Source organism: Corynebacterium sp., assembly GCF_030530965.1.
In the GTDB taxonomy this organism is placed as follows: Bacteria; Actinomycetota; Actinomycetes; order Mycobacteriales; family Mycobacteriaceae; genus Corynebacterium.
In genome coordinates, this window is sequence record NZ_JAUMTY010000023.1 from 10231 (window position 1) to 12399 (window position 2169).

Consider the following 2169-nt stretch of genomic DNA (forward strand, 5'->3'; position numbering starts at 1 on the left):
TGAAGAAAATAGTTAAGCTACCGTGCATTCTTAGCTAGCTATTAATACATCGGCGAATCAGAAAGGCGTAACGGAAAATGAAGAAAGTTGTGGTCATCAACGCAGGGCTGGGAACGCCCTCGAGCACCAAGATGCTCATTGATTCCATCACTGGGGCTTTAGAGTCTCAGGTGTCCAAGCGTGGCGACGCAGTCGAAATTGAGACCATTAACTTGCGGAACCTTGCTAACGAACTAGCCACAGTGATGACGACCGGTATGGCCGGTGAGAAACTCACACAAGCGAAGAAAACGCTCTCCGCTGCCGACGGCGTCATCGCCGCCTCCCCAGTATTTACCTCGAGCTACACCGGGCTATTCAAGATGTTCATGGATTCCCTGGACACCAATGCTCTTAACGGCATGCCGGTGCTGATCGCGGCGACAGCGGGTACTCCTCGCCATGCCCTCATGCTCGATTACGCGATGCGCCCGCTGTTCACATACTTGCGCGCTACGGTCATGCCTACGGGTGTCTTCGCAGCTACCGAGGATTTCGGCCAAGAGACTGACCTCACGCGCCGGGCCAATCGTGCGGCGTCGGAGCTTGCTGGTTATCTCTTGGCGACGACGGGAGCTGTGGAAGGATTCGGCCCCGACCTGACGGAGTCGGCACCCGAGCGCAAGGACGGTGTCAACGTTTCTCACTCCCGCGACTTTGAGGATCTTTTGCGCGGTCACGAGGGGTAACCGCTGGTGAGGGGCGCCGGGAGAATAAACCCCCGGCGAGCTAGAGTTCCTCAGTCGCGTTCACAGCGATGTCATCCTCGCCCGGCTTTGACGGGGCGGGGATTTCTTGTGCTTCATCAGCGCTAATTCGGCGTTCCCGCGTCCGAGGCTCCAGGGAGACCGGACGCCCGGTCTCCAGCGATTCCTTCACTGCTTCACACACGCGTATATCCAGCAGGCCCTCCTCGCCGTCCGGCTCGGGCTGCTTATTCTCGCGGACGCACGTGAGGAAATAGCGGGTTTCACCAGCGAATTGATCCTTAGCGTCGTAGTGCCATTCCTCGGTGGTATCAGTACCGCTGCCTTCTTCGTCGGCAAGCGACACAGTCGCGTGAAGGTCGGAGCCTTCACCCCACATATACGACGACGGGGACACGACCGTTCCTTTTGATGCTGCCAGCGTGAAGCCCTCGGCCGAGGACGTCGAGTAGCTCGCCGTAAATTGGGCAGTCCGTCCGCTGTCGAATCCAAGAGAAACGCTGACCGTGGGGGTGGTGTCCAAGCCAGTGCCCTCGTGATGGCCGCCGATCGCGTAAACGGTCGTCGGTTCTTCTTCATACAGATTGCGAACCATATTGAGCGCGTAGACCCCGAGATCGGGAACCGGGCCACCCCAGAATCCGTGGTTGGCGCGGTGATTCTCCGGGTTAATCGTGTGGCTGAACTGCGACGTGAAGTAACGCGCATCGCCGAGTTTGCCAGAGCGAACAAGCTCGACCAGGTCAATCATGAACGGGTCGGTGTGCATCCGATAGGCGAGCATGAGCGTCGTGCCCGTCTCGTTGGCCGCGTCGATCATAGCCTGACAATCATCGACCGACGGAGCCATTGGCTTTTCGCACAACACGGGAATCCCGGCGTGAAGTGCAGGAATGGTGAATTCGCGATGGCGATCGACCGGCGTCGCAACATAGACAGCGTCGATATCGCCGGAGCCGAGGAGTTCCTGGTATTGGTCATAGGAATAGCCAGAGACGTCATAACGCTCGGCCTTCTCGGGATCCGACGTAACGACGGCGGCTAGCTGCGCTTCCGGTAACTGTGCGAGTCCTGGAAGGAAGGCTTGCTGAGCGATCTGCCCGAGCCCGACGACGGCGAAGCGGTAGGGGTGGTCGGGTGATCCGGGTTTATTCGATGATGTGTTTTCCAATGTGTTATTCGACATAGACGCCAGGGTAGGTCTGAATCCTCGATCGCGTCGAGTGTGAGTGCTCGGGAGCTGGGGTGTGCGGGAGCAGCGAGTCTGCAAGCAGTGTGAAGTCCGCGATATTAAATGAGAAATTATTATGCGTATTTAAAAAATTAGGCTAATCTACACACATCTCCCTTTTTGTTCAAGGTTAAACTGCACATAGGTGGCGCCCCTCATGTCCTCCAAACCCCTGGGCCCAGATCAGTCCAG

2 protein-coding genes are annotated in these 2169 nt (G+C 57.4%); one reads left to right on the plus strand and one right to left on the minus strand.

Annotated elements, in window-relative coordinates:
* The first annotated feature begins 77 nt into the window (after positions 1 to 77).
* Positions 78 to 728 carry an FMN reductase gene (locus tag Q3981_RS05855; protein WP_204087327.1) on the plus strand — a complete coding sequence of 217 codons (651 nt, stop codon included), beginning with the start codon at positions 78 to 80 and terminating at the stop codon, positions 726 to 728.
* Between the two features lie 40 nt (positions 729 to 768).
* Here Q3981_RS05855 and Q3981_RS05860 read toward each other — a convergent pair whose 3' ends face one another.
* On the minus strand, positions 769 to 1932 hold the full coding sequence (locus tag Q3981_RS05860) for a Gfo/Idh/MocA family protein (protein ID WP_303124481.1): 1164 nt from the start codon (positions 1930 to 1932) through the stop codon (positions 769 to 771).
* Positions 1933 to 2169 lie beyond the last annotated feature (237 nt).